The sequence below is a fragment of the Allomuricauda sp. NFXS6 genome (assembly GCF_040148835.1).
Classification (GTDB): domain Bacteria; phylum Bacteroidota; class Bacteroidia; order Flavobacteriales; family Flavobacteriaceae; genus Flagellimonas.
In genome coordinates this window covers 181,131-202,876 of record NZ_JAGEMG010000001.1, presented here as the reverse complement: position 1 = coordinate 202,876, position 21,746 = coordinate 181,131, and the positions used below count along the sequence as shown (strand labels likewise).

Annotated in this window: 24 protein-coding genes; 16 read left to right on the top strand and 8 right to left on the bottom strand. The window is 40.6% G+C overall.

Going from position 1 to position 21,746, the window contains the following annotated elements:
• Positions 1-57 precede the first annotated feature (57 nt).
• On the bottom strand, positions 58-1,128 hold the full coding sequence (locus J4E06_RS00945; protein WP_349522173.1) for a branched-chain amino acid aminotransferase: 1,071 nt from the start codon (positions 1,126-1,128) through the stop codon (positions 58-60).
• A 106-nt stretch (positions 1,129-1,234) separates the two neighbouring features.
• On the opposite strand from J4E06_RS00945, the gene J4E06_RS00940 reads away from it, so the two are divergent.
• From J4E06_RS00940 to J4E06_RS00895, 10 genes are all read left to right on the top strand, one after another.
• Positions 1,235-1,711 (top strand): DUF4920 domain-containing protein, encoded by a 477-nt coding sequence (locus J4E06_RS00940; RefSeq protein ID WP_349522172.1) that lies wholly within the window; start codon positions 1,235-1,237, stop codon positions 1,709-1,711.
• Positions 1,708-2,373, top strand: coding sequence for a tRNA (5-methylaminomethyl-2-thiouridine)(34)-methyltransferase MnmC2 (gene mnmC2, locus J4E06_RS00935; RefSeq protein ID WP_349522171.1), 666 nt, complete (start codon positions 1,708-1,710; stop codon positions 2,371-2,373). The genes J4E06_RS00940 and mnmC2 overlap by 4 nt, the downstream gene beginning before the upstream one ends.
• A 131-nt stretch (positions 2,374-2,504) precedes the next feature.
• Positions 2,505-3,449 carry a TIGR01777 family oxidoreductase gene (locus J4E06_RS00930; RefSeq protein ID WP_349522170.1) on the top strand — a complete coding sequence of 315 codons (945 nt, stop codon included), beginning with the start codon at positions 2,505-2,507 and terminating at the stop codon, positions 3,447-3,449.
• A 138-nt stretch (positions 3,450-3,587) separates the two neighbouring features.
• Entirely contained in the window at positions 3,588-4,163 is a 576-nt protein-coding gene (locus J4E06_RS00925) for a nucleotide exchange factor GrpE (protein ID WP_349522169.1), read from the top strand.
• A gap of 6 nt (positions 4,164-4,169) precedes the next feature.
• A complete protein-coding gene (dnaJ, locus tag J4E06_RS00920; RefSeq protein WP_349522168.1) occupies positions 4,170-5,291 on the top strand; it encodes a molecular chaperone DnaJ in 1,122 nt (373 codons plus the stop codon).
• A 180-nt stretch (positions 5,292-5,471) separates the two neighbouring features.
• A complete protein-coding gene (locus J4E06_RS00915) occupies positions 5,472-6,410 on the top strand; it encodes an ABC transporter ATP-binding protein (RefSeq protein WP_349522167.1) in 939 nt (312 codons plus the stop codon).
• Positions 6,400-7,740: an ABC transporter permease gene (locus tag J4E06_RS00910; RefSeq protein WP_349522166.1), complete on the top strand. Its 1,341-nt coding sequence runs from the start codon at positions 6,400-6,402 to the stop codon at positions 7,738-7,740. Before J4E06_RS00915 ends, J4E06_RS00910 begins: the two co-directional genes overlap by 11 nt.
• Positions 7,741-7,744: 4 nt before the next feature.
• The gene (locus J4E06_RS00905; RefSeq protein WP_349522165.1) at positions 7,745-8,632 is read left to right on the top strand and encodes a mechanosensitive ion channel family protein; all 888 of its coding nucleotides are present in this window, start codon (positions 7,745-7,747) and stop codon (positions 8,630-8,632) included.
• 60 nt (positions 8,633-8,692) lie between these two features.
• On the top strand, positions 8,693-9,535 hold the full coding sequence (locus tag J4E06_RS00900) for a DUF6268 family outer membrane beta-barrel protein (protein WP_349522164.1): 843 nt from the start codon (positions 8,693-8,695) through the stop codon (positions 9,533-9,535).
• A 10-nt stretch (positions 9,536-9,545) separates the two neighbouring features.
• Positions 9,546-10,709 carry a sigma-54-dependent transcriptional regulator gene (locus J4E06_RS00895; RefSeq protein WP_349522163.1) on the top strand — a complete coding sequence of 388 codons (1,164 nt, stop codon included), beginning with the start codon at positions 9,546-9,548 and terminating at the stop codon, positions 10,707-10,709.
• Position 10,710: 1 nt separating this feature from the next.
• Here the strand turns inward: J4E06_RS00895 and J4E06_RS00890 are convergent, their stop codons facing one another.
• Positions 10,711-11,421, bottom strand: coding sequence for a hypothetical protein (locus J4E06_RS00890; protein ID WP_349522162.1), 711 nt, complete (start codon positions 11,419-11,421; stop codon positions 10,711-10,713).
• Between the two features lie 182 nt (positions 11,422-11,603).
• On the opposite strand from J4E06_RS00890, the gene J4E06_RS00885 reads away from it, so the two are divergent.
• The gene (locus tag J4E06_RS00885; RefSeq protein ID WP_349522161.1) at positions 11,604-12,488 is read left to right on the top strand and encodes a PPK2 family polyphosphate kinase; all 885 of its coding nucleotides are present in this window, start codon (positions 11,604-11,606) and stop codon (positions 12,486-12,488) included.
• Positions 12,485-13,882: a M20/M25/M40 family metallo-hydrolase gene (locus J4E06_RS00880; protein WP_349522160.1), complete on the top strand. Its 1,398-nt coding sequence runs from the start codon at positions 12,485-12,487 to the stop codon at positions 13,880-13,882. Before J4E06_RS00885 ends, J4E06_RS00880 begins: the two co-directional genes overlap by 4 nt.
• A gap of 161 nt (positions 13,883-14,043) precedes the next feature.
• Here the strand turns inward: J4E06_RS00880 and J4E06_RS00875 are convergent, their stop codons facing one another.
• The 6 genes from J4E06_RS00875 to pepT form a co-directional block, all read right to left on the bottom strand.
• Positions 14,044-14,607, bottom strand: coding sequence for a PepSY domain-containing protein (locus J4E06_RS00875; protein WP_349522159.1), 564 nt, complete (start codon positions 14,605-14,607; stop codon positions 14,044-14,046).
• Between the two features lie 144 nt (positions 14,608-14,751).
• Positions 14,752-15,039, bottom strand: a complete 288-nt coding sequence (locus J4E06_RS00870) for a hypothetical protein (RefSeq protein ID WP_349522158.1) — start codon at positions 15,037-15,039, stop codon at positions 14,752-14,754.
• A 220-nt stretch (positions 15,040-15,259) separates the two neighbouring features.
• Entirely contained in the window at positions 15,260-15,802 is a 543-nt protein-coding gene (locus tag J4E06_RS00865; RefSeq protein ID WP_349522157.1) for a DUF4287 domain-containing protein, read from the bottom strand.
• 1 nt (position 15,803) lies between these two features.
• Positions 15,804-16,391 carry an SRPBCC domain-containing protein gene (locus J4E06_RS00860; RefSeq protein WP_349522156.1) on the bottom strand — a complete coding sequence of 196 codons (588 nt, stop codon included), beginning with the start codon at positions 16,389-16,391 and terminating at the stop codon, positions 15,804-15,806.
• A gap of 214 nt (positions 16,392-16,605) precedes the next feature.
• Positions 16,606-17,196: a YdeI/OmpD-associated family protein gene (locus J4E06_RS00855; protein ID WP_349522155.1), complete on the bottom strand. Its 591-nt coding sequence runs from the start codon at positions 17,194-17,196 to the stop codon at positions 16,606-16,608.
• 2 nt (positions 17,197-17,198) lie between these two features.
• The gene (gene pepT / locus J4E06_RS00850) at positions 17,199-18,428 is read right to left on the bottom strand and encodes a peptidase T (RefSeq protein ID WP_349522154.1); all 1,230 of its coding nucleotides are present in this window, start codon (positions 18,426-18,428) and stop codon (positions 17,199-17,201) included.
• A gap of 103 nt (positions 18,429-18,531) precedes the next feature.
• On the opposite strand from pepT, the gene J4E06_RS00845 reads away from it, so the two are divergent.
• From J4E06_RS00845 to J4E06_RS00830, 4 genes are read left to right on the top strand one after another with little or no spacing between them, the layout of a single operon-like run.
• On the top strand, positions 18,532-18,951 hold the full coding sequence (locus tag J4E06_RS00845) for a hypothetical protein (protein ID WP_349522153.1): 420 nt from the start codon (positions 18,532-18,534) through the stop codon (positions 18,949-18,951).
• A 56-nt stretch (positions 18,952-19,007) separates the two neighbouring features.
• Complete coding sequence (locus J4E06_RS00840; protein WP_349522152.1) at positions 19,008-20,048, top strand: quinone-dependent dihydroorotate dehydrogenase; 1,041 nt, start codon at positions 19,008-19,010, stop codon at positions 20,046-20,048.
• A gap of 6 nt (positions 20,049-20,054) precedes the next feature.
• Complete coding sequence (locus tag J4E06_RS00835; RefSeq protein ID WP_349522151.1) at positions 20,055-20,711, top strand: LysE family translocator; 657 nt, start codon at positions 20,055-20,057, stop codon at positions 20,709-20,711.
• Positions 20,712-20,731: 20 nt separating this feature from the next.
• The gene (locus tag J4E06_RS00830; RefSeq protein WP_349522150.1) at positions 20,732-21,595 is read left to right on the top strand and encodes a hydroxymethylglutaryl-CoA lyase; all 864 of its coding nucleotides are present in this window, start codon (positions 20,732-20,734) and stop codon (positions 21,593-21,595) included.
• Positions 21,596-21,746 lie beyond the last annotated feature (151 nt).

Here is a 21,746-nt window from a genome sequence, read left to right as displayed (position 1 = left end):
GAGAACCTGAAACAAGTTCAGGTTGACGAAAATCAACTTTTTAGACAGCTTTTATTACTAAATGACCACCTCGCGGCGCCATCCAAATTTATCTTCAGCCCGATTGTATTGAATGTCTGTGATTCTTTTCTTTAAAAAAGAAGCATAGCTTTCCTCCAATTCCGGAAGGTCATAATCCTTGCCTTGGTAGCCAAAGCCTGAGATTGGGGAGACCACCGCAGCGGTACCTGCCCCAAACATTTCTTTTAGCGAACCATTTTCAGCGGCTTTCACCAATTCATGAACGGATATTTTACGCACCTCGGTTTTAATATCCTCATCCTTGGCGATGTCCAAAATACTTTTACGTGTAATCCCATCCAAGATACGGTCGCTGGTTGGAGCTGTAATCAAAGTGTCGTTGATGCGAACAAAAACGTTCATTGCACCAGCTTCCTCAATAAACTCGTGGGTGTTGTCATCCGTCCAGATTACTTGTTGATACCCTTTGTCCGCAGCCAATTTTGTTGGATAGAACTGACCCGCGTAATTACCACCGGCCTTGGCGTATCCAACCCCACCATTTGCAGCTCTGGAGTAGGTTTCTTCAATCAGGACTTTTACCTTTCCAGAAAAATAGGCTCCAGAAGGGGCACAGGCGATTATAAATTTGTATTCATCTGCCGGTGAAGCGTGAAATCCTTTTCCGGAGGCAAAAACAAAAGGTCTAATATATAAGGAACTCCCTGGGTTTTGCGGAATCCAGTCATTCTCCACTTGAATCAGTGTGTTGAGTCCCTCCATAAAATACGCTTTGGGTATTTGTGGAATGGCCAATCTTTCTGCCGATTTGTTCAATCGTTTCCAATTTTCTTCAGGTCTAAACAACCATGCTTTCCCATTTTCGTCCTTATACGCTTTCATGCCTTCAAAAATGGATTGGCCGTAATGGAAAATTTTTGCAGAAGGATCTAGCGTAATCGGTTGGTAGGGAACCACTTTAGGTTCGGACCATTCACCATTCTTGTAATCACAGACCAACATATGGTCGGAATAGACACTTCCAAAGGAAAGATTGTCAAAATCCACATCATGGATTTTGGAGGATTTAGTCTTTTCTATGGCAATTTTGTTAACCATTGTTTCCATATCACTTACATTTACCGTGATAAAATTAGCTATTTATTGTTAGTTTTGGACATTTCGTAAATCAAAAAGCAATACTTAACCTACAATTTCTTAAATGTTATCAATAATGAAGATTTTTAACACTTTCACTACTGTTTTTTTAGTTGGTATTTTGATGGTTTCCTGTAAACAAGAAACTATTCAGGGCGATTATTTTGGAGAAGAATTTAAAATATCAAGAAAAGCTTCCAAAACCTCGGCCCCTTTTGATGGGATTACGGGCAAGGATTCCTTGCAGACCCAAATCGTTGGTGAGATCAAGGAAGTTTGTCAAGCCAAAGGTTGCTGGATGAAGGTGCAATTGGAGTCCGACGAAGAGGTTTTTGTTCGTTTTAAGGACTATGGTTTTTTTGTTCCCAAAGACGCCGCTGGAAAAAAGGTGGTGATGAACGGAGCCGCCTTTTATGAAGAAATGTCGGTGGAAGACCAAAAACATTACGCTGAAGACGAAGGAGCTTCGGAAGATGAGTTGGCCCAAATAACCGCTCCCAAGAAAACGCTAAGGTTTGAAGCGGACGGCGTTTTGATTGCCGATCAACCTTGAAAAGAAAAATAATTACGACAGGGGATGGTTCCAAGACCATTCAAATAGAGGATTGGGACGAACAATACCATTCCAAACACGGTGCCGTACAAGAAGCTTACCATGTTTTTATCGAACATGGTTTGCGGCTGTTTCAAAATGAAGAAATAGACCTGTTGGAGGTAGGTTTTGGAACGGGACTCAATGCCCTGATTACCCTTGCAGAAGCACCCAAACATCATTTAAATGTAAACTATGTGGGGGTAGAGGCTTATCCTGTTTCCATGGAAGAAGTTGCAGCATTGCAATATTGTGTGCAATTGGGCTTTGATGATAAAAAGGGAGCTTTTCAAAAAATGCATAATTCCTCTTGGGAAAAAACGATAGCAATTACCCCGGATTTTTCACTTTTGAAACAAAAAAGGGACTTTAGGGAGGTTGATGAAGAAAACTTGTTCAACCTTATCTATTTTGATGCCTTTGGGGCAAGGGTGCAACCTGAGCTTTGGACCGAGGAAATATTTTTAAAAATGTTTCGCGCATTAAAACCAAATGGAATTTTGGTTACGTATGCAGCAAAAGGTAGTGTACGCCGTGCTATGCAAGCGGTTGGATTTAATGTTGAAAGATTGCCGGGTCCTCCGGGTAAAAGAGAAATGCTAAGGGCCACAAAACCAGTATAGTTGCCAATGTTCTGTTAAGGAAATGGTCTTTGGTGTCATAAATGGGTTTAAAATGTGAACAAATATGTTAAACCTAAATTAAGGTCTGATCAACAGTCGATTAAACCTATAACTTTGTATAAAATGACAGTATGAAGGTGTTGATAACAGGAGCTACAGGAATGATTGGACGGGCCATAGTAAAGGTGTTGCACCAAAAAGGCATTCCTGTAAATTATTTGACAACAAGTAAAGATAAGATTGAATCTACAGAGGATTTCCAAGGTTTTTATTGGGACCCCGCCAAAGGTGAGATAGACCTGAAGTGTTTTGAAAATGTACAGGCTATCATCAATTTGGCCGGTGCAAGTATAGCCAAGCGTTGGACTCCCCAACACAAAAAGAAAGTACTTAACAGTAGGACAAACAGTTTGCAAACCTTGAGAAAAGGATTGGAACAGTCTAGCAATAAAGAAGTGGAATGTATGGTTTCGGCTTCCGCTATCGGTATTTATCCAGATTCCATTTCAGATTATTTTGAAGAAAGCACCTCCAAGGTTGATGATGGTTTTTTGGGTGAAGTGGTCAGCAAATGGGAAGCTGAGGCAGAAACTTTTGAAGAAATAGGGGTAGATGTGGCCAAAATCAGGATTGGCTTGGTACTGGCGAAAGACGGTGGCGCACTGCCCAAAATGGCCATGCCCGTAAAAAACTTTGTTGGCGCACCCATAGGGAGTGGAGAGCAGTGGCAGTCTTGGATACATATTGAAGATTTAGCACAAATGTTTGCCTTTGCGGTGGAAAACAACCTCAGAGGAATATACAACGGTGTGGCTCCCAATCCGGTCACCAATAATAAATTGACAAAGGAATTGGCCAACACTTTGGAGAAGCCCCTATGGTTGCCTAATGTGCCGGCTTTCCTTTTAAAAGCAATTTTGGGCGAGATGTCAACATTGCTGTTGGCAAGCCAAAGAGTGAGTAGTAAAAAAATAGAAGAAGAAGGATTTTCTTTTCAGTATGTGAATGTCTGCCAAGCATTACAAAATATATACGGACCAGGGAAAGAAAGCGTTCCTGCATCTGTTAAAGCATAAAATGGAGTGTTTTTAGCACTATTTAAATGACCGAAGACCGCCGCTGGCGGTTTTTTTTATGTTTTGCGGTGACATTTTGACATTTTTATACAATTGGCAGTACTTTTGCCACTTCAAAGCGGAATAAAACAATGGAACATGAGCAATAAAAGTAAGGTTGAGGAAATGGAAGATGAGCCTGGAAAAGGGCGAACCGAAGAGAGTACTGAGCTGAACGATGAAAATATAGAAACCAATAGCGCAGGGGAAAGCCAAGAAGAGATTTCCGAGGAAGAAAAACTACGCGAAGATTTGGCAAAAGAAAAGGAAAAATTTCTTAGGCTCTTTGCCGAGTTTGAAAACTACAAAAGAAGAACTTCCAAGGAACGGATGGATTTGTTCAAAACGGCAGGACAAGAAGTCATCGTATCGTTGCTTCCTGTTATGGATGATTTTGATCGTGCACTAAAAGAACTTTCCAAATCCGATGATAAAGAAATGTTCCAAGGAGTGGAGCTTATTAGTAATAAGTTCAAAGAAACCTTGAAGAACAAAGGTCTGGAGCAAGTTGAGGTAAAAGCGGGGGATACATTTGATGCCGAAGTGCACGATGCCATCACCCAAATACCCGCACCAGACAAAAAAATGAAAGGGAAAATCATAGATGTCGTGGAGAAAGGGTTCAAGCTTGGAGACCGCATTATAAGACATCCAAAAGTTGTTGTTGGAAACTAAAACTGTATGAAGGAGGATTATTACGAAATATTGGGAGTCTCCAAAGGAGCTTCAGCCGCAGAAATAAAAAGGGCCTACAGAAAAAAGGCCATCGAATTCCACCCAGATAAAAACCCTGGAGATGCCAAGGCAGAGGAAATGTTCAAAAAATCTGCCGAAGCCTACGAGGTATTGGGAAATCCTGACAAAAAGGCAAAGTATGACCAATTTGGCCATGCTGCCTTCGACGGAAGCGGAGGATTCGGCGGCGGAGGTATGAACATGGACGACATCTTCAGTCAGTTTGGTGATATTTTTGGCGGAGCCTTTGGCGGCGGCGGCGGATTTAGCGGATTTGGTGGCTTTGGCGGCGGACAGCGCAGGGCCAAGGGGAGCAATCTCCGTATCCGTGTAAAACTTACGCTGGAAGAAGTTGCCAATGGAGTGGAGAAAAAAGTAAAGGTAAGACGCAAGCTTCAAGCGGACGGCGTTACCTACAAAACTTGTCCCACTTGTAATGGTACGGGGCAAATCACGAAGGTTACCAATACCATATTGGGTAGAATGCAAACGGCCACCACCTGTACCACTTGTGGAGGTGCAGGCCAGGCCATAGATAAAAGACCCGCTGGAGCCGATGCCCAAGGGCTTAAGGTAGAAGAGGAGACCGTGTCCATTAAAATACCACCAGGTGTTGAAGACGGTATGCAGTTAAAGGTGACAGGCAAGGGCAATGATGCCCCTGGAAACGGCATTGCCGGTGATTTGTTGGTGGCCATTGAAACACTTGAGCACGAAACGCTAAAACGTGAAGGTGACAATTTGCACTACGATTTGTACATCAGTATGCCGGAAGCTGTTTTGGGCAGTTCCAAAGAAATTGATGCCATTGGTGGAAAAGTCCGTATAAAACTGGAATCAGGTTTGCAATCTGGGAAGATTTTAAGACTTCGTGGCAAGGGAATCAATAGCCTTAACGGTTATGGGGCCGGAGATTTATTGGTGCATGTGAACGTTTGGACACCAAAGGACATAAATAAGGAGCAGAGGGAGTTTTTTGAGCGTATGCAGAACGATGAAAATTTTGTCCCAAGGCCAGAAAAATCGGATAAATCCTTTTTTGAAAAGGTAAAAGATATGTTCTCTTAATAGAAAAAACCTTCTGTTTAAATAAAAAACGTATATTTGGAACTGATGTTGGGTGACCGATATCTAATTTTCTTTTTCATAGCAATTTTTTTCCCATCCTTGATTTTTTTAAGGGTGGGTTTTTGTTTTTATGGGAAAAAGGGTAGCTAGCAAATACATATCTTTGAAAAAATAGATTACATGGATCATATCCTTGTTGCCAAAAATGTGACCAAAACTTACGGGGACTACACGGCGCTGAGCAACATTTCACTTCAAATTCCTGCGAATTGTATTTATGGACTGTTGGGTCCGAATGGGGCGGGTAAAACATCTTTTATCAGGATTATCAACCAGATTACCCAACAGGATTCTGGTGATATCTGGCTCAATGGGGAACCTTTGGCTCCAAAGCATATTGCCACCATCGGTTATTTGCCCGAGGAAAGGGGGTTGTACAAAAGTATGAAGGTGGGGGAGCAGGCACTGTATTTGGCTCAACTCAAAGGATTGTCAAAAAATGAAGCTAAAACACGGCTCAAATATTGGTTCGACAGATTGAATATTGGGGACTGGTGGGACAAAAAAATACAGGAGCTTTCCAAAGGAATGGCGCAGAAGATTCAGTTTGTTGTTACCGTTTTGCACCAACCTAAACTGTTGATTTTTGATGAACCCTTTAGCGGTTTTGATCCCATTAATGCAAATATCATCAAGGACGAAATTCTTCGGTTGAAGGAAAACGGGACCTCCATTATTTTTTCTACCCACCGTATGGAATCCGTTGAGGAACTTTGTGAGTATATCGCCCTCATCCATAAATCCGAAAAAATTCTGGACGGAAAATTGTCGGACATCAAAAAAGCATACAAAAACAATATTTTTAATGTTGGGATTCAAGTAAATGGAGAAGTTGAGGCGTTAATGCAATCTCTGAAACAACAGTTCAACATTCTTTCGTCGGATATTGATATTTTGGAAAACCAACTGAACTTCAAGGTACAGTTGCCGTCATCCAGTACTGGTCATATTTTGGCTGAACTCTCTAAGGTGTCGAACATCAACAAATTTGAGGAAACCATTCCATCGGCAAACGATATTTTTATTCAAACCGTAAACAACAAGGACAATGGCCAGTAAACTAGGATTGATCATAAGACGTGAATATTTGGCCAAGGTGCGAAACCGTTCGTTCATTGTTATGACCATTCTGAGCCCCCTCCTAATGGTGGGAATGATAGTTTTGATCGCTTATTTGGCAAAAGTGAATGATGATGAGACCAGAGTGGTGTCGGTTTTGAACGAAAGTCCCTTTTTTCAGAGTGAGTTCAACCCATCCAAGAATATTTCTTACGTACATATGGATAATTTGACGCTGGAGCAGGCCAAGGATTCAACCAATTCGTTGGAATATTACGGGCTGCTCTATATTCCCGAAGGTTCAACAGTCGAGGAGATATCCAATGCCGCTTACCTTTTTACCAAGGACAATCCCAATACATCGATTACCAATGAGCTGGAAGGTATTTTTCAAAACCAGTTACGTCAAGATCGCTTGCAAAAGCTTGGGGTAACCTCAAAGCAATTTTCAAGCGTAGAAAAGCCCTTTCAAATCAACCTGTCCACATTTGAAGGAGAAAAAAGTATGAGGGGCATCAACGAGATCAAAGCTATTATCGGAGGAGGTTTTGGTTATGCCATTATGATGTTCATAATAATATACGGAGGTTTTGTGATGCGAAGTGTTATTGAGGAAAAAACCAGTAGGATCATCGAAGTAATCATATCCTCGGTAAAGCCGTTTCAACTAATGCTCGGAAAAATTATAGGAAATTCCTTGGCGGGAATCACTCAGTTTTCCATTTGGATCATATCAGCCTCTGCGCTAATGTTTGTGGCAGTGTTGATTTTTGGGATAGATTTGTCCGCGCTATCCAGCGATAGCGGTATGGCTGCGGGCCCTATGGGCGGAATGTCCCAATTAGGGACAATGGACGATAAAATGATGCTGTATGCAAAGGAAATTTACAATATCCCGTGGGGCTTGCTCATTGGATCCTTCTTTATTTATTTTATCCTTGGATACTTGATCTATAGCTCCATTTATGCGGCCATAGGTGCTGCCGTGGATAATGAGACGGATACACAACAATTTATTTTCCCCATTATCTTACCTTTAATGTTGGCTATCTATGTTGGGTTCTTTTCTGTTTTCAGTAATCCAAACGGACCCATTGCTGTTGGGTTTTCACTTTTTCCGTTAACATCGCCCATTGTAATGTTGATGCGTTTGCCCGGTGGAATTGGAGAAGGTGGAGTACCTTTGTGGCAATTTTTATTGTCCGTTTTCCTTTTGATCGTCACCTTTTTGGGTATTGTATCGTTGGCGGCCAAAATTTATAGAACGGGTATCTTGATGTACGGAAAAAAGCCAACGTACAAAGAATTGATTAAATGGTTGAGATATTAATAGTATGCAAGAGGAAGCAGAAGATATAAAGGAAATCATTAAAGTGGATATTTGGGGGTCGATCAAGGACTTTTTGGATTTGGGATTCCATATTGGTGAAGGCGAAAAAGCCATTGACCTTACGATTGGGCTTTTACTGTTGTTGACGGTTACGATTGTAGTGACCAAGTTTTTGTTGAAATGGATGAGGTACCTCTTCACCCGTAAAATGCAAAAAGAAGACAAACAGAAATTTACCAGCGTATTCAAGTTTATCAATTACGTTATCTACCTCATAGCTGTGCTGGTAACCTTAAGTGCTGCGGGAGTGGATATCACTTTGGTGATTACGGCATCGGCCGCTCTTTTTGTTGGTTTGGGTCTTGCATTGCAGGAGCTGTTCAAGGATGTTCTTGGAGGTATCTTTATTATAGTGGACAAGTCGCTACAGGTAGGGGATGTTGTTGAGGTTGATGGCAAGGTAGGGAAGGTCTTTGAAATAAAACTCCGTACCACCAGAGCCATAACCCGGGATGATAAGGTATTGATATTGCCCAATCATAAATTTATAAGCGATATCGTTTACAACTATACCCAGAACCACAGAACCACGCGGGAAAAAGTTAGTGTAGGTGTTGCCTACGGCAGCGATGTGGATTTGGTCACCAAAATTTTGGAAGAAGTGGCCCATACCCAAAACCAAGTACTTAAAAACCCCAAGCCATTTGTGCTGTTTGAGGATTTTGGAGACTCCGCTTTAATATTCTCCATATACTTTTTTACCAACGATACTTTCCGAGATCCAAGGATAAAAAGTGAAATGCGGTATAAAATAAATAACAAGTTCAAGGAAAACAACGTTACTATACCGTTCCCACAACGCGATGTACATATTTTTCAGCCTAAACAATAGACGGACATAAAAAACTCGATACATCATATTGCAAATTGGAAGTGGTTCACTTTCATTGTAATGCTTTGTTGCTATAACTTAAGCGCTCAGAGTACGGATATTTTTAGGTTGGAGTATCTCAACATTCCAGAGAACGACGCGGGGATAAAAACACAACGATACAAGGGTCTTTTTAACCTGCCCATAAAACTTAACGAAAAGAAGGATTACCTTATTACTGGAATTGAATATAACCGATTTGATAGGGACTACTCTGCAAATTTGCCTTTTGATAAAAGTGAATTGATCAGGTTTCACATAATAGACCTTAATGTAGGATACATTACCAAATGGAACGAAAACTGGAATTTGGTCACCATTTTAACACCCAGAATGGCTTCAAATTTCGTGACCGGTACGGTTACTGGTGATTTTTTTATGAATGCTACCGTCACTTTGTGGAAGGAAAGACCAAAAGCGGATAAACCTTATCGCATTGTGCTGGGGTTGACCTATAACAGCACGACCGGGTTACCGGTTCCGTTGCCTTTGGTAAATTATTATCGTAGATTTCACCCCAATTGGTCTTTTACGCTTGGCATACCAAAATCAAGTTTTACCCATCATATTACCAAAAAGCACTCTTTAGAAGTGGCATTATTGTTAGATGGTTATTTTATAAACCTCCAAAACGATATCCTTTTGGAAGATGGGCAAGTAGCTTCAAAGATGTCGTTGACATCCTTGTTGGGAACTTTGGTGTACCAATATAATATCTCGGATAGAATGTCTGCTTTTGCTATGTTTGGTCAATCAGTTTATCAAGAAGGGATTTTAAGAAATGATGATCAAGGCAAGGTTTTTATATTGAATGATAAACCTAGTTTATATATTAGAACAGGTTTAAAAATAGGAATATTTTAAATAGCAGTATATGGCAAAAATTTTGGTAATAGAGGACGAATCGGCAATTAGAAGAGTATTGGTTAAAATATTGGCCGAGGAAAATGATAGCTATAATGTATTGGAGGCAGAAGATGGCCTAGCTGGAATGGATGCTATTAAAAAAGAAGATTTTGACTTGGTGCTGTGCGATATCAAAATGCCAAAAATGGATGGTGTCGAAGTGCTCGAAGCCGCAAAAAAAACTAAGCCAGAGATTCCTTTTATCATGATTTCTGGTCACGGGGACCTGGATACGGCAGTGAATACTATGAGGCTTGGAGCATACGACTATATTTCCAAACCACCGGATCTAAACCGATTGCTAACAACCGTGAGAAATGCCTTGGAAAGAAAGGAATTGGCAGTAGAGAACAAAGTGCTCAAGAAAAAGGTTTCCAAGAACTACGAAATGATCGGGGAAAGCAAGGAAATAGATGCCATTAAGGAAATGATCGAAAAAGTGGCCCCTACCGATGCTCGTGTGCTCATTACAGGGTCCAACGGAACTGGTAAAGAATTGGTGGCACATTGGGTGCATCAAAAGAGTCCACGTTCTTCCTCACCTTTTGTTGAGGTGAACTGTGCCGCAATTCCATCAGAATTAATAGAGAGTGAATTGTTCGGGCACGTTAAAGGTGCATTTACCTCCGCCGTAAAGGATAGGGCAGGTAAGTTTGAAGCGGCCAACAAAGGAACCATATTTTTGGATGAGATCGGGGATATGAGCCTCTCCGCGCAAGCCAAGGTACTTCGCGCACTGCAAGAGAACAAAATTAGCCGTGTAGGTTCGGATAAGGATATTAAAGTGGATGTTAGGGTACTGGCCGCTACCAATAAGGATTTAAAAAAGGAGATAGAGGACGGTAAATTCCGAGAAGACCTTTACCATCGTTTGGCGGTTATTTTAATAAAAGTGCCGGCCTTAAACGATAGGCGAGACGATATTCCTTTGTTAGTGGAACATTTTTCCAAAAAAATTTCATCGGAACAAGGAGTGGTACAAAAGAGTTTCTCCAAAAAAGCCATCGATTTGCTCAAAAGCTACGATTGGACAGGCAATGTACGTGAACTTCGCAATGTAGTGGAACGCTTGATTATTCTGGGAGGCAAGGAAATATCGGAGGAGGACGTTAAATTATTCGCCAGTAAATAATCTAATTACAATCCCCAAGCTCCTCTAGAGCTTCTTCTGCCAGTGTTTTTACACGTTGGTGGTATTCTTTTTTGTGCTCCGACAAGTTGGTGTTCAGCAAGGTCAAACGCGCTTCTTCATAAATATTGCTCACAAACCGCTGTGCATCTTCACAATCCACGTCAGAAACCACTTTGTCCAAAGAGGATTCAAAACCCAATAAACATTGATGTACCTGTTTTTTAATCGCTGAACCTTGGGTGAGAACCATGCCGTTCTTAAAATCGAGAACATCCTTGGTGTTCAGAACCAAAACATTGCTTCCATAATCACTGGCGGTCTGCTGCTCGAATTCCCTTAACACATTAATGCCGATTATAGCGCTTTCCAAGGCTTTGTGCAATGCTGTTTTGGATTTTGGTAGAACATCGGCTTTAGTGGCCGTTTTTAGATGATTTGATGTGTTTTCCAGACTTACTATGGCACCCTCGCACCCACAATCCAAAAAGTTGTTCTTGGTTTTTTCAATACCGTTCAAGGCCTTGTAGGCATGGTATTTGGCCATGTTCAAGTCGTCCGTCATTACAGCCTCTTTAATTTTACTTTTGATGTACTCCAAGTTGGAACTTGCATACTGGCAAGCATTTGCGGGGGTAGTAAAGGAAGCCATAAGCCAAAGACCAAGTAGGCCAATAACAAAGACTATGAGCAGGATAATCTTTCTATACTTCATAACGCTAAGGATTTGGGACGTTGCGCTTTGATTTACATAAAGTTATAGTTTCAACCTTTGGATGGGCAAATAAATCGATTAACTTACCAACTTTGGGTATAAGCGGTCAAAACATCGATGAACGACAATTTTAAAACACAGCTGGGTTGAAGGAGTAATCAAAAAGAATTATATTCAAACCTATGAAAGACATCAATACGGAAGATTACCGAGTAACAGGCAAAGTAAAGTTGTCCGAAATAGCTACGCACGAAGATTTTGGTGAATCGAACAAGAAACTCAAAAAAGAACTCAAAAATATCCGAAAAAATCTTGGGGATTTTCAAGACACACTCTATGCCCACGGAAAATACGGCGTTCTGGTCTGCCTGCAAGGAATCGACACCGCAGGGAAAGATAGTTTGATCAGGGAAGTATTCAAGGATTTTAACGCAAGGGGAGTGGTGGTCCATAGTTTTAAAGTGCCGTCCACTAAAGAGAAAAAGCACGATTATCTTTGGAGACATTACATCGCATTGCCAGAAAGAGGAAAGTTTTCTGTTTTCAACCGAACACATTACGAAAACGTTTTGGTCACTAAGGTGCATCCCGAATATATTTTGGGAGAAAATATTCCCAAAGTGGATTCCGTGGAAGATATTGATGAAGAGTTTTGGGAAAAGCGTTACCGACAAATCAATGATTTTGAAAAACATATTGCTGAAAACGGTACCATAATCTTCAAATTTTTCCTCCATTTGTCTAAAGAAGAACAGCGACAACGACTGTTGCGAAGGATTCGATTAAAACGGAAGAACTGGAAATTTTCGCCTGATGACCTTGAGGAACGAAAGCTTTGGGGTAAATATGTAACATGTTACGAGGAGGCTTTGGGCAAAACCTCCAAAGAACATGCACCATGGTTTGTAATTCCTGCCGACAATAAAAAAGCGGCAAGGGTTATAGTGGCCTCTATTATGATGGAAGCGTTAAAAAAATACAAAGATATAGAGGAACCCGAACTGGACGACGAAATAAAGGCTAATTTAGAAATCTTTAAAAAAGAACTGGAAAAAGAAACTTCATGAGAACAGTCCTACTTTTGGCCTTTTTGTTGGTCAGTACCCCATTTTTTTCTCAGACCGAGGACGAAAAACAAATCAAAGCAATTTATGATGAGGCCTTGACAAATGGTAAGGCATATGATTGGCTCAATTACCTCTCAAACCAAATTGGAGGACGCCTATCAGGTTCGGTGCAAGCGCAGCAAGCCGTAGAGTATACCAAGGCTCAACTGGACTCACTTGGATTGGACAAAGTTTGGTTACAACCCGTTATGGTGCCCAAATGGGTGAGGGGAGTGCCTGAATTTGCCTATTTTGAAAACAAGCCGGGATTGACCACCAACGTACCCATTTGTGCACTGGGCGGTTCTGTAGCGACACCTACGGGAGGATTAAAAGCCAATGTGGTCGAAGTTCAAGGCATTGAAGACTTGGAAAAACTTGGTCGCGATAAAATTGAAGGCAAGATAGTTTTCTTTAATCGTCCCATGGACCCGACTTTGATCAATACCTTTTCAGCCTATTCGGGCTGTGTGGACCAACGCTATTCCGGAGCCGCCGAAGCTGGAAAATACGGAGCCTTGGGAGTTATTGTACGTTCCATGAACCTTCGTTTGGACGATTATCCGCATACAGGTTCCATGGGGTATGGCGATACTCCCGTGAATGAGCGTATACCCGCCGCAGCTATCAGTACAAAAGGAGCTGAATTACTGAGCACTACACTTAAATTAAATCCTGATGTAAAATTCTACTTTAAACAAAACTGCAAGCAGTTGGAAGATGTGCAATCCTACAATGTAATCGGCGAAATTACAGGTGCTGAGTACCCTAACGAAATTATGGTCGTTGGCGGTCACTTGGACTCTTGGGATTTAGGCGATGGCTCCCACGATGATGGCGCAGGTTGCGTGCAGAGTATGGATGTGCTACGTCTGCTAAAAGAAACGGGGTATCAACCAAAACGAACATTGCGCGTTGTCCTTTTTATGAACGAGGAAAACGGAATGCGCGGCGGAAATAAATATGCGGAAGTCGCACGTAATAAAAATGAGCAACACGTATTTGCCCTGGAAAGTGATTCCGGAGGATTTACCCCTAGAGGCTTCTCTATAGATGCTTCCCCAGAGAATGTAAAACAGATTCAGGGTTGGAGGGATTTATTTGAACCGTACTTGATCCATATGTTTTATGAAGGGGGAAGTGGTGCAGACATTGGTCCGTTAAAAGAAGAGGGCATGGTATTGGCAGGATTACGACCCGATACCCAGCGTTATTTTGATCATCACCATGCCGAAACCGATACCTTTGAGCATGTAAACAAGCGTGAGCTGGAGTTGGGAGCCGCCACTATGGCTAGTTTGGTGTACCTCATAGATAAATACGGAACCATCCCTACCAAAAAAATCAAAGGATAAACAGTGTAGATTTTGAACGAAAATGAGTCAGTTCGAGTTCATTTTCGCAACGAAGTGTAGAAAATGAGTATCGAGAACAGTTTTTCATTTGAAAAGCGTATTCTCGATATAAAATTTCCACAAGAAATTTCACTCGAATTGACGGCTTTCTTTTTGAAGTTTTAAGTTTTGTTTGCTTTTCGCATTCTTTTGGGCCCGTACCAGAGCCAAAATCCGGTGATGGTGAAAATTAAAAGGGAAATACCCATTACGTTGGTGTACACCAGTTTGATGTAGCCGTTTGTTCCAAGGTAATCATCCACTATGGAACCATCGTGAATATTTTCCATAAAATCGGACCTTCGTTTGCCAATGGAAAGTACACGGCCCGTTGCACCATCCAACTGCACCTCATAAAAGGAATCCACAAAGATAAATTTAACGGACCCTTTTTCTTTTCTAATATCTATACGGTCAATTTCCAGGGACATATCTGGAGAGACTTTATGATGAAGCGTATTACAGGCAATTGTGTGCAAGCTGTCAACCGGCAACCATTTTTTTAGGTCTGCCGTGGTCCCTTGTTCTGTTTTTGGTAGAATATATCCATTGGAGTTCTTTTTCCAGCCCAAGATGAGACCGGATATGGAAATGAAAAAGAAAAATATAAATAATAATGCTCCTGTGGTTCTGTGTATTTTTCTAAATATGCGTAATACTTTGGCTTGCTTCTTCCTTTTGCCCATTCGTCCTGTTAAAAACCCTAAATATCATCAAATTTTATGGAAGAATATGAAGCCTTTACCCTTGAATTTATCGTCAAGTTAGTATTTAACATAAATTTTAGAATGTGAAAGAAAATTGGCTGTTACAACTAACGAAAAATATGATCAATTGCCTGCTATGGGAGAACCGAAAATACCAACGGCCAATTCTGCCCAAATGAGTAGAAACAAAATTACAACAGCGGCAATCGCAATTAATTTCTTATTGAAAGATTTGGCTTTATGAGCTGCAAAATCAATAGAGAGTCCCAGGGCCAACAGCAAGCCACCAGCTACCAAAAAATCAAAAGGAGACCAGTTTACTTCGTACGAGAACTGCATGGCAACAAATGGTATCAAAAGCAATACCAAAACGGATGTCAGAATTACGAGAGGTCTTTTACTGATGGTCATGGGTACATACATTTATACGGCTAAATTATACTTTAAATGACTTATTGGTAAATATTTAGGAGAAAATTAATGGAAACCCATAGCTATTGCAAGAAATGCCGTTATGATTGGAGCAAAACAAGTATGAAATTTTATGGGTTGCACTTATCGTCCCGTATAAAAAATAGCGGGAGTTGAGACAGATTTGAGCATTTTTTTTGTACAGTGTTGCCCACAGTTTTTAATCCGCATTTTCATAGGCTTCTTTCAGCCATTTTTTCAATTCACTATCAACTTGGTTGGCTTCTGATAATTTGACTCTATGAGTGCACATTGTTCCAAAAGGACCTGAATTTTCAAGTCTATCTGTTGTGGGTTTGTCCTTAAATTTTAATCCTAAATCAATTCTGGTTTTAGTTGCAGGTTTTATTAGCGCGAACTGTTTTTTTCTGATTATGCTTACACTTGACTTCTTTGGTGTGATTGTAACATCTTTACCAAATTCTTTGACCACAGCTAATAAACTTTCGTAAATCGGAAGTAAATTTTCCTTTCCTTCGTATTGGTTTTTAACAAGGTCCGTTGGCGATTCATTTTCCTCTTTTGATAATACTACTATTGTATTAGCAAAACCGTGAGTTACGTTGTGTTCTTTTTTAAGAAAGTTTACCGCTTCAGAATGTTTAGAAAAAGACTTTGTTTTAAGCACCTTTTTCCATTCACTTAAAGATTTACCCGTTTTTTCGGGCATATTGTCTATCATTGTTTGAAGTGCTTTGTCCATATTATTCTTTTTTTGTCTTTGTATCTGCTTCCAAATACAAAATTAAGTTCATTAACAACTTTTCGTTTGCAGGAATGAAATATTTCAACAGCGAAAGATATTTCGGATTGTTTTTATATCCAATTCCGTATGATTTCACGCTTGTTTTCCCTTTTTCGATTTCGTTAAAGTAAATGATGTTGTAAAAGTCCTTCGCTTCTTTTTTCATAAATTCTGGGAAGTTGTCAGTTATCTCTGCTTGAAGCGTAATCAGTGTTTTGGGAGCATAGTTAATAATATGTGTTACGATAGTTGTGCTGTCGCCAATTTTTCCAGCTTTGTTATAATTTGTTTTTATATATCCACCAACTTTTAAATCAACTTCTGCGAGAGGAACCGCCCAACTTTCCCAACCTTTTTTTGTTGTGTAAGCATTCCAAACAGAATCAATTGGGGAATTAACTATAAATTCTTGGATTAATACTAATTCTGGTGTTTTGGTTGAGTCAATTGTAGACAAAACTCTTTTTTCATCTGAATTCTCATCTATTTGACCAAAAGAGTTTGATGCCGAAGAAATTAGAATCAGTATGATAGTTAATTTTCTCATGTCCATTTAACAATTTAGGTTAGTGTTGGTTTATTTGTGGCATAACGATTAGCTAAACATCGTTTCAATACTTCGGCTACGCTCAGCACAAAGTGATTTTTAGCATACGATACCGAAACCAGTTCGGCACAAGCAAGTGAAGTTAGTATTTACCCAGTTAAAATTCCACCGCCAATTGATGAACGGGGTTGATGAATTGATGGATTTCACCAACCTACCGATACCTATCATGCAACCCAATACCTTCTTTAATCATGGGCAATATTTTGTCCAATCTTCGCAGTTTGGTTTTTTCCTGTTTGGCCTCCGCAATATATTCACAGAACTCATTTTGTTTGTAAGGCGTAAATTTTTCAAAAGCGGTTTTTAAAGCAGCATCCTTCGCCAGTTTTAATTTTAGTAACTCTGGAATTTCAACTTTCTTGGTTTTCTCCGCTTTTGTTTCCAACCCTTTTTTCTGGTTGTCCAATGCTTCTTTCATATAGCCAAGCACTGCTTTTTCGTCCACTTCGTCCAAACTTTGGAATTTCCAATGCCGCATGCCCTTGGTTTTGCCTTCCTGTGCATTTTCCAGCACGTTTTTGGAGTCTTTTAAAAACACGCCGTTAAAAAACCAAATCCCAAAATGGCTTTTGAACTTACAAACGCCAAAAACATTCTTGTTGTTCCAAGTGTATACGGGAATACTCCATTTAAAATCCTCCGTCGCCTCCGTTTTTAATGCAATGTCGCGTAGAAATCCAATGCCGTCCTTAAACGGATGCTCTTTTGCATAATACGCCTCCAGTTTTTTGGATTTAACCATAACTACCTGATTTGACTAGCGGTAAGTTCGCAAATTTTAACGATAACCATCACCGCTTTCTCCATGCTTTCCAAAGGAACATACTCATATTTACCATGAAAATTATGTCCGCCAGCAAAAATATTGGGGCAGGGCAAACCCATAAAACTCAGTTGCGAACCATCCGTTCCACCTCGAATAGGTTTGATAATGGGCTCTATTTGCAAGGATTTCATCGCCTCTTCGGCTATCTCCACAATATGATACATCGGCTCTACCTTCTCCCGCATATTTTTGTATTGGTCCTCAATGGCCAAGTTGATGTATTCCCCATATTTTTTATTGAGCTTTTCCTTGATGTCGTTCAATAAGTCTTTCCTCGCTTGAAAATGTACTGCATCGTGATCGCGGATAATGAGTTCTATCTCCGCTTTTTCAATTTCTCCCTTTATTTTATGTACATGAAAAAAACCTTCTCTTCCCGTGGTGTGCTCGGGAACTTCGCTAGGGGGCAGGTGGGTTAAAAAATCGTTGGCAATGCCGATGGCGTTGACCATTTTGTTTTTGGCATAGCCCGGGTGAACACTTTTACCCGTTACAGTGATTTTTGCCTTTGCTGCATTAAAGTTTTCAAATTCCAGTTCGCCAACTTGGCTACCATCCATAGTGTAGGCCCATTCCGCACCGAATTTTTCTACATCAAATTTGTGTGCGCCGCGACCAATTTCTTCGTCCGGGGTAAAGGCAATACGTATTTTACCGTGTTTGATCTCGGGGTGATTGATCAGGTGTTCCATGGCCGTGATGATTTCCGCAATCCCAGCCTTGTCATCCGCGCCCAACAAGGTAGTGCCATCCGTAGTGATCAAAGTTTGGCCTTCATACGCTTTTAAATCTTCAAAATAATCGGGAGACAGCACAATGTTTTTCAACTTGTTCAGCACAATGTCTTTCCCATCATAATTCTCAACAATCTGGGGCTTTACATTCTTGCCCGAAAAATCAGGGGAGGTATCAAAATGGGAAATAAAACCGATTGTGGGCACCTTTTTGTCCAAGTTACCGGGCAAAGTGGCCATAATGTAGGCGTTCTCATCTATGGAGACCTCTTGCATGCCAATCTGATGCAGTTCCATCACCAATTTCTTGGCCAGATCCCATTGCTTTTCGGTGCTCGGTGTGGTTTTGGAATAAGGGTCGCTTTGCGTATCCGTGGTCACGTATTCCAAAAATCGAGGAAGTAATTTTTCCATGGTCGGTGTTGAGTTTCATCAAAAATAATGCTTATTCAAGCGCAATTTTAAAAATCAAAGGCATTAATAAGTATCTTTCGGCAACCATTAATAGTAACCTCAATTGAAAGCGGTAGTATTTTTTCTTTTTTTGATTTTTGGATATTCCGGGTTTGCCCAATTGGACTGTATTTTAGGAGTCGGCGGACGGGACAACGAAACAATTGCCAAAGTTTTTGAGTTGACAGAAGAGCAACAAGAAAACCTGAAAAACTGGAGTGCCGAGCTAAAAATCCGAAACGATATTTTTAAGGATAAGGCTGCCTACTTGATGAAACAGCATCAGGAAAGCTCGCCTGAAGTGTTGATGGAGGTGTCTAAAAAGTATCAATCGTACATTGATAGTATGGCTAAAAATGTGCGAATGATCGATAAGCGTTTGCTTACCGGTTTTAATGAAACACAATATGAAAGGTATTTAAAATTATGTAGTCAGTTAAGCCTGCGCCCTATCCACATTAATAGGTCTGTTGACGAAAATTGACCGAATTGAGAAGAACTGTTTTAAGAGTTTTTATTTTTGTCCAAAATCCATTTTGAATGTATAAATTCCTTATTCGCCCGGTACTTTTTTTGTTTGATCCAGAGGCCGTGCATCATTTTTCGTTTTGGGCCATTAAGCTATTTTCAAAATTGGGTTTTAGCGGTCTTTTCAGGAAGATTTTTGAGGTAAAAGACCCAAAATTGGAACGCGAGGTTTTCGGTGTAAAATTTAAGAACCCCGTAGGACTTGCCGCTGGATTTGATAAAAATGCGAAGCTTTACAATGAGTTCTCGGACTTTGGTTTCGGTTTTGTCGAAATTGGTACGGTAACTCCCAAGCCACAACCGGGCAACCCTAAAAAACGATTGTTTCGCCTGCGTGAAGATAAAGCCATTATCAACCGTATGGGTTTTAACAATAAGGGAGTTTTTGAAGCTGTGGAACAGTTGAAGAAGAAGCACCGTGTGATTATTGGGGGAAACATTGGCAAAAACAAAGTAACGCCAAACGAGGCTGCCATTAAGGATTACTTGATTTGTTTTGAAGCTTTGTTCGAACATGTGGATTATTTTGTGGTCAACGTGAGTTCGCCCAATACGCCCGGACTAAGAGAGTTACAGGATAAAGAACCTTTGACCAAATTGCTGAAAAAGCTGAAAAGTCAGAATAAAAAGCTGGCCAAGAGTACAGCGAATCGAGAAAAGCCGATTTTATTGAAAATTGCCCCGGATTTAACAGATGATCAATTGTTGGACATTATTGAAATTGTTGCTGAAACCAAAATTGATGGAGTAATCGCTACCAATACCACCATTGAAAGAAAGGGTTTGAAGTCGCATTTAATTTTATCCGAGGAAAAGGGTGGTCTAAGTGGAAAACCGTTGAGTAAAAGGAGCACTGAGGTAATTCGTTTCTTATCCGATAATAGCAGAAAGGCATTTCCGATTATTGGGGTGGGGGGTATCCACTCAGCGGAAGATGCTTTGGAAAAATTGGAGGCGGGCGCCGATTTGGTGCAACTCTACACGGGTTTTATTTATGAAGGCCCTGCACTTATAAAAAAAATCAACAAAGCCATTTTGGAAAAAATGGACTAAGAGGATATGCACAGTTTAATTTTATCCCTGGAAACCATCAATTATCCCATTTTGATAGGGTTTTTGGTGTCCTCCTTGGCCTTGGCCATTTCACCGGGGCCGGACAATATTTTTGTACTTACCCAAAGCATCAGTAACGGAACAAAATCAGGTTTGGCGACGGTTTTTGGTTTGGTTTCGGGCTGTTTGGTGCATACCACTTTGCTGGCTTTTGGGGTTTCGGAAATCATTAAACGAAGTGACACCTTGTTTTTTGCCATTAAATTGTTTGGGGCAATCTATTTGTTGTATTTGGCGTATCAAGTTTATCGAAGTGATGCTGCGATTCTACTGGATAAAGAAAATAAACCTGCCAAAACATCCTCGAAGCTTTTTTGGAAAGGCTTTACCATGAATGTGCTCAACCCAAAGGTAACTATCTTCTTTTTGGCCTTTTTTCCAGGATTTTTGTTCAGTGATGAGATCAATGCTGTAATTCAATTTTATGTTTTGGGATTGCTTTTTATGGTATCCGCACTTTTGGTTTTCGGTACAATTGCAGTCTTGGCAGGTAAAATTTCCAAGTACCTGACCCGTCATCAAAACGCGGGCGTTTACCTCAAATGGGTACAAATTATTGTTTTTGTAGGGATTGCGGTTTATCTATTTTTATCGGATAAATAAGTGCTATTTTTACGGAAGCTATGTCAAAAGTAAAACTTATAGAATGTCCACGGGATGCGATGCAGGGTATCAAAACTTTTATCCCTACACAAGAGAAGGTTAAATATATCCAATCCTTGTTGGGCTGCGGTTTTGACACCATCGACTTTGGAAGTTTTGTGTCGCCCAAGGCCATTCCGCAGATGCAGGACACGGCAGAAGTTTTGGGGGAATTGGATTTATCGCGCACCCAAAGTAAGCTTTTGGCCATTGTGGCAAACGTTAGAGGTGCTCGAGACGCCTGCAATTACGACTCGATTGATTATTTAGGCTTTCCTTTCTCTATTTCCGAGAACTTTCAGATGCGGAATACGCACAAGACCATTGACCAATCTGTGGAAACCCTAAAAGGAATCTTGGAGTTGGCCAATGCCAATGACAAGAAAGTGGTGACATACATTTCCATGGGGTTTGGGAATCCGTATGGAGACCCTTGGAATGTTGAAATAGTGGGGGAGTGGACAGAGAAACTGGCCGATATGGGTACCAGTATTCTTTCGTTATCGGACACTATCGGTACTTCTACACCAGAGGTAATCCAGTATCTGTTCTCCAACTTGATTCCAAAATACCCAGAGATTGAGTTCGGTGCCCATTTACATACCACGCCTACTAAATGGCACGAAAAAGTGGATGCGGCTTACAAGGCCGGGTGTCGCCGTTTTGATGGTGCCGTACAAGGTTTTGGGGGTTGCCCTATGGCCAAAGATGAGCTTACGGGCAATATGCCTACGGAAAAAATGCTGTCCTATTTTACTGCAGAAAAAGCCGATACCGGTGTTAATTGGATGGTTTTTGAAGCAGCATTTAACAAGGCTACGGAGCTATTTTCGGTGTACCATTAAAAAGAGGTCTAAAAAGGCAATTTTCGTCAACCTGAACTTGATTCAGGTTCTCATAATAATTTGTTTATCAGTATAATGAGATTCTGAAATAAATTCAGAATGACGTGTTTCAATACCTTTTAGACCTCTTTTGGAATTTCTTCAAAATCAA

What these genes read in the sequence shown, in the direction of transcription:
- J4E06_RS00875 (WP_349522159.1), bottom strand. Translation starts at nt 14,607, where the DNA reads ATGGGCAAAAGGAAGAAGCAAGCCAAAGTATTACGCATATTTAGAAAA.
- J4E06_RS00870 (WP_349522158.1), bottom strand. Translation starts at nt 15,039, where the DNA reads ATGACCATCAGTAAAAGACCTCTCGTAATTCTGACATCCGTTTTGGTA.
- J4E06_RS00890 (WP_349522162.1), bottom strand. Translation starts at nt 11,421, where the DNA reads ATGAAGTATAGAAAGATTATCCTGCTCATAGTCTTTGTTATTGGCCTA.
- J4E06_RS00895 (WP_349522163.1), top strand. Translation starts at nt 9,546, where the DNA reads ATGGCAAAAATTTTGGTAATAGAGGACGAATCGGCAATTAGAAGAGTA.
- J4E06_RS00840 (WP_349522152.1), top strand. Translation starts at nt 19,008, where the DNA reads ATGTATAAATTCCTTATTCGCCCGGTACTTTTTTTGTTTGATCCAGAG.
- J4E06_RS00905 (WP_349522165.1), top strand. Translation starts at nt 7,745, where the DNA reads ATGCAAGAGGAAGCAGAAGATATAAAGGAAATCATTAAAGTGGATATT.
- J4E06_RS00940 (WP_349522172.1), top strand. Translation starts at nt 1,235, where the DNA reads ATGAAGATTTTTAACACTTTCACTACTGTTTTTTTAGTTGGTATTTTG.
- J4E06_RS00900 (WP_349522164.1), top strand. Translation starts at nt 8,693, where the DNA reads ATGCTTTGTTGCTATAACTTAAGCGCTCAGAGTACGGATATTTTTAGG.
- pepT (WP_349522154.1), bottom strand. Translation starts at nt 18,428, where the DNA reads ATGGAAAAATTACTTCCTCGATTTTTGGAATACGTGACCACGGATACG.
- J4E06_RS00910 (WP_349522166.1), top strand. Translation starts at nt 6,400, where the DNA reads ATGGCCAGTAAACTAGGATTGATCATAAGACGTGAATATTTGGCCAAG.
- J4E06_RS00915 (WP_349522167.1), top strand. Translation starts at nt 5,472, where the DNA reads ATGGATCATATCCTTGTTGCCAAAAATGTGACCAAAACTTACGGGGAC.
- J4E06_RS00885 (WP_349522161.1), top strand. Translation starts at nt 11,604, where the DNA reads ATGAAAGACATCAATACGGAAGATTACCGAGTAACAGGCAAAGTAAAG.
- dnaJ (WP_349522168.1), top strand. Translation starts at nt 4,170, where the DNA reads ATGAAGGAGGATTATTACGAAATATTGGGAGTCTCCAAAGGAGCTTCA.
- J4E06_RS00835 (WP_349522151.1), top strand. Translation starts at nt 20,055, where the DNA reads ATGCACAGTTTAATTTTATCCCTGGAAACCATCAATTATCCCATTTTG.
- J4E06_RS00945 (WP_349522173.1), bottom strand. Translation starts at nt 1,128, where the DNA reads ATGGAAACAATGGTTAACAAAATTGCCATAGAAAAGACTAAATCCTCC.
- J4E06_RS00925 (WP_349522169.1), top strand. Translation starts at nt 3,588, where the DNA reads ATGAGCAATAAAAGTAAGGTTGAGGAAATGGAAGATGAGCCTGGAAAA.
- J4E06_RS00830 (WP_349522150.1), top strand. Translation starts at nt 20,732, where the DNA reads ATGTCAAAAGTAAAACTTATAGAATGTCCACGGGATGCGATGCAGGGT.
- J4E06_RS00880 (WP_349522160.1), top strand. Translation starts at nt 12,485, where the DNA reads ATGAGAACAGTCCTACTTTTGGCCTTTTTGTTGGTCAGTACCCCATTT.
- J4E06_RS00865 (WP_349522157.1), bottom strand. Translation starts at nt 15,802, where the DNA reads ATGGACAAAGCACTTCAAACAATGATAGACAATATGCCCGAAAAAACG.
- J4E06_RS00930 (WP_349522170.1), top strand. Translation starts at nt 2,505, where the DNA reads ATGAAGGTGTTGATAACAGGAGCTACAGGAATGATTGGACGGGCCATA.
- J4E06_RS00860 (WP_349522156.1), bottom strand. Translation starts at nt 16,391, where the DNA reads ATGAGAAAATTAACTATCATACTGATTCTAATTTCTTCGGCATCAAAC.
- J4E06_RS00855 (WP_349522155.1), bottom strand. Translation starts at nt 17,196, where the DNA reads ATGGTTAAATCCAAAAAACTGGAGGCGTATTATGCAAAAGAGCATCCG.